General features: G+C 37.2%; 6 protein-coding genes. All 6 read right to left on the reverse strand.

Annotation, left to right across the window (positions count from 1 at the left end; all coding sequences use genetic code 11):
- The coding region (locus VNZ46_RS12495) for a DNA/RNA helicase domain-containing protein (RefSeq protein WP_325560463.1) at window positions 1–1,614 on the reverse strand (1,614 nt) is incomplete at its 3' end.
- Complete coding sequence (locus VNZ46_RS12500; RefSeq protein WP_108555557.1) at window positions 1,611–1,940, reverse strand: nucleotide pyrophosphohydrolase; 330 nt, start codon at window positions 1,938–1,940, stop codon at window positions 1,611–1,613. The genes VNZ46_RS12495 and VNZ46_RS12500, both read right to left, overlap by 4 nt.
- 95 nt (window positions 1,941–2,035) lie before the next feature.
- Window positions 2,036–3,016, reverse strand: coding sequence for a hypothetical protein (locus tag VNZ46_RS12505; protein WP_325560464.1), 981 nt, complete (start codon window positions 3,014–3,016; stop codon window positions 2,036–2,038).
- A gap of 288 nt (window positions 3,017–3,304) precedes the next feature.
- Window positions 3,305–3,715 (reverse strand): DUF3997 domain-containing protein, encoded by a 411-nt coding sequence (locus VNZ46_RS12510; RefSeq protein ID WP_325560465.1) that lies wholly within the window; start codon window positions 3,713–3,715, stop codon window positions 3,305–3,307.
- A gap of 309 nt (window positions 3,716–4,024) precedes the next feature.
- Window positions 4,025–5,065 (reverse strand): hypothetical protein, encoded by a 1,041-nt coding sequence (locus VNZ46_RS12515; RefSeq protein ID WP_325560466.1) that lies wholly within the window; start codon window positions 5,063–5,065, stop codon window positions 4,025–4,027.
- Between the two features lie 99 nt (window positions 5,066–5,164).
- Window positions 5,165–5,863, reverse strand: a 699-nt coding sequence (locus VNZ46_RS12520; protein ID WP_325560467.1) for a hypothetical protein, incomplete at its 5' end; no start/stop codon positions are given.

The following is a 5,863-nucleotide window of genomic DNA, read 5'->3' on the forward strand; positions in this document are numbered from 1 at the left end:
AGCCCAATACTGAGATTTAGGAATTCCTTTGCGCATTCCGGTCAATCCTTCCTGAGCGTTCCATGGCCGTTTATAATCTCCAATTTCCACATCTGTGATCAACTCGCCATGCTCATCCAATTTTTTGGACCAGGGCCAGCAAAAACCTGCAGTAACTCTGGCGGTATAACCTTCTGCGACTTTAGCCCTTATGGCCTGCTCTACTGCTTCTGGAGAATCCATAATGGTAAATTGGAAGTTAGGTTCATCCATCCATTCTACATGAGCTGTTTTCCTGATTTGCAGGGTATGATCAATCCAGTCGCTGAATCTTTCAGATCCTCCGTTTCTGAATTGAGCCTGTAAGTCGTATTCGTAAACTTTACAACCCGCAGCTTCAGCTTTTTCTCTTATAAATGCAGACGACCCAATCTCTCCTTTTCTTACCACTTGATAGTCATCAATTAAGAAGACAGAAACCTTTGCTGCATTTAACAGATCTTCTACCTGCAATTTTCCGGTCGACTTAAACGGATATCCGGTCTTTTCACGAATGCGGTGCGCTTCATCCATCAAAAGGACATCTATTTCATTAGATTTTGCTTCACCGTAGGACATAAAGTATTTAAGGAGACTATTTGAATTGGCTCCGAGTATTTTACGTAAGGTTTCAGTAAATGCCTTTGACCCAGTTGCATAATGGGCGTTAAAATTTCTTGCGGTCAAATCGGCCAGCAATTGTAAGCCGATAACGGATTTACCTGTTCCCGGACCTCCTTTTACAATGATGGCGTGTTTATGTTTATGTTCCAGCCCTTTACGAACAATGCTCATTACAGTATCGTAGACAATTAACTGTTCATCGAGAAGGATATAATCACCAGGGGCTTTTACTTTTCCAAATAGCTTAAGTTCTCCTTTGAGTTTTTGCCTGATCACTGTGGATACCTGCTGAAGGAGTTTTTTAGAGGGCCGCAGCTTGCTTTCTTCTATTTCGCCAAGGATCTGTAATCCGTCACCTGATTTCACTTTACTGCTGATAAAATCCGAAAGTTCGGTTCTGTGATCTGCTGTGAATACTGGAAACCGATCTAATGCTTTTTGAAACCGTTGGTCCTGAAGAACGTCATCTTGGAGAAAGGTATAGTTGTGTAAATAGCTGCATGCAGAAAGTGCAATGGGATGTTCTCCTTGGTAGAAAACTGTACTGTTGTCTTGCAAGTAATACATGTAATTTCCTACTTGTACACTTGGGTGCAATACAGACCGGTTCCCCCCACCTACCCAGGTTACGACATAGTCACTGTCATAATCGGTTAAATTGCACTTATCCCATTGTTTCAGTTCAATGATAATTGCATGTTTCTTTTGGTTTTCGTCTTTTCCACAGATAAGCACGTCAATCCGTTTACCACTGAGCGGGAGTTTGTATTCGACCATGACGCCAAGATCATTCAGACCTGCGCGTTCCAGGATATCCGACAGGCGGAATAAGGAATTGCGCCAGGACATGATCTCGTTTTGCGAGGCCTGAAACCCAAAGCATTTGAAGAATTCTTCTTTTAACAGGTCTGCTATTTGGTTGTTAACGTTTAGAGCTATAAAATTAGCTGAAGATCCAGCGTACAACCTCATAGTTCATTGTATTTGGTTGCCGTTCCTTTTGATTTATCTACTGGGTATTTTTCGGCATTTCTCTGGATCTTGTCCAATACAATTTGTTTTACATCGAAGCCGTATTTTTCGGCCAGAAGGAAGGCATAAGCAAATACATCGGCGAGTTCTTCCTTGACCTTCTCTGGTTTTGCTTCTGTAGCGTTTTTCCATAGGAATGCTTCCAGAAGTTCTCCTGCTTCTATGTTTAAAGCCAAGGCTAGATCTTTGGGATTATGGAATTGTTCCCAGTCTCTTTCATTGCGGAATTCTATCAGCTTTGCGGTTATCTCTTCTATATCTTGCATGTAAAACCAATAAATTAATTGAAAAGTTAATTTGTGATTAAAGCTAGGAAAATATGGAGAATTATCTCAATTTATTGGAGGGAAAGAGAGAAGGGCTAGGGTTTATTCCCTCCATGGAAATCAAAATGCCATTCAAAGTATTTCATTGTTTGATCGTTATAATGGGTACAGTCATTACCAATTACGGCATCTTTGGCTTTTTCTATGGCCGGTGTTATATACTTCTGCTTAAGGCCGATAACTTTACCGTCCTTTACGCTAATGTATCCTCGTTCATAAAGGTCATCGCAGCCCATTCTGCACATTGACATTACTATATCCAGATCTGTTCTTTCTTCGTGAGTACACTTAGACCTCTTTTTAATGTGTGCAGCATGTAGAAATGCAACGGGATAATTGGTATGGCAGATCCCACAAATTGCATATTTCTTCCTTTTGAATAACCATCCCCTAAAAACAGGCTGTTCTAATCTGGCTTTTATCGACTGGCTTTTGTCGGTGTGGTCCATCGCTTTTAATTTGTCTTCAGAAGCTTTTCTATCGTCGCTTGTAGAATCATCAAAATATGTTTCACTCTCCAAATCCGTAAAGTCATCCAGTACCAATATTGACTGGTCTTCGTTCAAGATTCTAAAACTTCGGATAATCGTTCCATCTCCATATCCTAGTAACTGATTAAATCTCGAATATGGAATTGACCTGGATGTTAACTCGGCTATGAAATAAAGATATTCCCAGGTTGCTTCAGTTTTTTTATTTACGGGCCAAATCTCCCGGGCCACATCGGCATTACGAAATTTAACGGTAACTATACCAGAAGAAAAAATAGCATTGTCTCTTGCAAATAGAATGACATCTCCTCTTGAAATTTCATTCCAATATTTTTCTCTCCCTTTTCCAGGAAGTGCACCCCATACCTTAAATTTACCATCAGGGTAATTCTCCTTCAGTTTATTTTTTTGCCCTGGAGTAAGAAATTTGGCAATTCGTTCTATGCTAACAGATTTCTCTACAGTATTCTCATAGTTCTTCCTTGCAATAGATAGCGAAGCTGGTTGAAGGATTACCCGAGTCATTTTAAATCAAAGTATTATGTGATAGAATACAAATATTTGTATCCAATATTAATATTTTGATTAAAGTTATAAAATAGTATTAATGAATTAAAATCAGGGTTACATAGTAATAAAGCCAGGCATCAATTTATACCAGGCTTTACGTTTCTACAATATTGAAAATCTTTTCTACTTCAAATCTTCGATATTTATAACAGGACTTCTATCCCGAAAATCTTAGATTATTAGATCACTGACCAAATTTAATTCATTATTTAGAACTTTATCTATTACACTTTTTTGCCTCAATCAATTCTTAACATTCTCAAAAAGGATATTTACAATTCCCATTTTTTTCCTTTTAGCCTCAAAATTTTCAAATGTCAAAGGTCCCAACAAACCTAGTTCTGGTGATAAAGTCTGTTTTTGAATAGGCAGGATATAATAGTTTGTGATTGATGTATCTACCTTTGAGGGATAAGTAAATGGATGCTGCTTAGCTATAATATATTTATCATCATGTCCAACCGAAAACACAGTCGAAGGAATTACTCCAATAAAATCACCAGACTCTAACTTAAAATCAATATAAACATCTCTCTTATTGCCGTCCGTAGTAGTTAGATAATAATCGCCAATGATATTTTTTCTTTCAAATTCATTCGCAGTACACGAAATTATAAAAGTAAAAGTCACTAAGATCAACCTCAATTTCTTCATTTCTTTTTTAATCTATTTGGTTCTAATTTTTCAGTAAATCTATATGTTTGATAATAATTACTCGCAAATTCCCTCAATAACAAACGGCCAACATGTTTTATATAAATTTTAGATGTTTTGCAACCAGTTCATTAAAATAAGCATGGCCGGACCATACATTCTTATTTCCAATAACATAAAATCGTTATCGCTAGGTCAATGAGCTACGATATTTTCTTCCAATTTTTTTTCTAAAGGGGAGGTATCTCCTCTCCTAATAATAGCTAAAGCTTCGGCATTACACATTCAACAAATGCCTTCCATGGTCAGCTATTTTGATCTCATTGTCATAAGGCTTAAATAAATTGATTTTACTGGGCGTATCCTATTAAAATGAAGCTTGGGAAGAGCACTTTTTATGTTCTTATAGCTCAGCGTTATTAAGAATACAACTAAAAAAGTCATAACAATTATTCCTACTGACCAGCCCAAAACGTTCAATTCATATCTATAAAATGATGAATATTTGTTCAGCATATACGGACTTAAGGATCTCAATTTCCTTGTGGTATCAACAGGGTGAGTTCCACTATCAGTAAAATATTCGAGTTTACCATTAATTTTAGAGTACCATACCTTTCCAAGAGAATATTGGGTCAATGTATCGGGATATCTGATTTTCTTAAAATAATTTATCGCATGTATGTTTATTGGGATTAGAGTATGAGCTGTGTTGTCGTCGCAATTTGCAGGCTCATATTTGTAGCCGTCCCAATACATGCATTGTTCATTTTCGTTTGGCAAATGGGTTCGGGTAAGGTTATTTTCCCATAAAATAAAACATCCACTACCGAAAATGAGGATACAAATACTGATAAAAGCACTTCTCCTGAAGGGTAAAGATTTTGGAGGTTGAACAACTACTGGCTCCTTAATATGAAGAAGGCCTCTGATGATAGGTGGTGTTCCTGCTCCTCCGGTTGGGCCCTCTGTAGTCGGCACGGGTATAGTCGGCACAGGAGTTTCTTTCTTTTTCCGCCATTCGCTATAAGTATCAAAGCCTATAAGCCAGGCGAGTAGTTTTACGGATAACTCATCTCTAAGTTTAGTTCCTCTTACCAAGAAATTAACCAGCGGTCTAAATTTATCCAATTCAAATTTTTCAATGCTTCTTGCTAAATCTTCATATTCATTCGATGGGTCGAAGAACCGTCTAAGTAATTGCTCGTCTTTTGACCGATTTTTATCTTTAACAGCATTTAAGCATTCATTTCGCAACTTCTGCCGTCCCGGATGTTGCAGGTTTTCTGAAAGCTGACCAATCTCCTTCTTATAGAACTCTAAAAGCGCCTTTTTATAATCTTCAAACATTGATTCAATACAAACTAATTGTAAAAGTAAGAAGGCATTTACTGAAATATTTACGGTTTCCCGGAATTCCAGTAAATTATGAAAGGCTGGAAAACCGAATCACTTACGGCTTATATATTTGACATACATATAATTAGTCAAAGGCATTAGCTTTCTTCCGTTACGCACTGGATGAGACCCTGCAGATGTAAATACATCTATTGAATCTGAATTTACTTTAGAATAAAAGATCCTACCTACAGACCATTTTGTAAGTGTATCCTGACGTGTTATTCTTTTTAAGTGTGCTAACTTAAATGTATCTAATGCAATAATAGCGGTATCTCCAACCTTCTCATTGCATGAAATAGTTTGATATGCATTACCTGTCCAGTACATACACTTCTGATCACTACTTACTGACCGCCAATATACTCCCGTACTTACCGCAGCAATTCCAACAAAAGATATTATAATATTCTTAATTCTCGGCTTTGATATCCACTCTTTCCTTACACCTATTCTGTTTTTTAAGGGTTGAGAAGTACTATCAATTAATGAATTCACAACTAGACCTTTATCTATAGTAACACCGGATTTGCCGGTATCCTCTCCATCAAAATTGATCAGCCAGGCTAAAAGTTTATAATTCTTCTCATGAGGAACGATAGCTTCTTCTCCTTTCAAAAGTTTCACAAGTGATCTGAACCTATCAATATCAATCTTTTCTATATTCTGTCTGTAGTTGCCGTCTTTATCCTTAACACCAAAAAACAATCTTAATGTATTGTCGTCCTTCGGGCTATATCTTTCACGATA

This window comes from Pedobacter sp. (genome assembly GCF_035566355.1).
Classification (GTDB): domain Bacteria; phylum Bacteroidota; class Bacteroidia; order Sphingobacteriales; family Sphingobacteriaceae; genus Pedobacter.

Coding starts and splice junctions, on each gene's coding strand:
- VNZ46_RS12500 (WP_108555557.1), bottom strand. CDS start 1,940: ATGCAAGATATAGAAGAGATAACCGCAAAGCTGATAGAATTCCGCAAT.
- VNZ46_RS12515 (WP_325560466.1), bottom strand. CDS start 5,065: ATGTTTGAAGATTATAAAAAGGCGCTTTTAGAGTTCTATAAGAAGGAG.
- VNZ46_RS12510 (WP_325560465.1), bottom strand. CDS start 3,715: ATGAAGAAATTGAGGTTGATCTTAGTGACTTTTACTTTTATAATTTCG.
- VNZ46_RS12505 (WP_325560464.1), bottom strand. CDS start 3,016: ATGACTCGGGTAATCCTTCAACCAGCTTCGCTATCTATTGCAAGGAAG.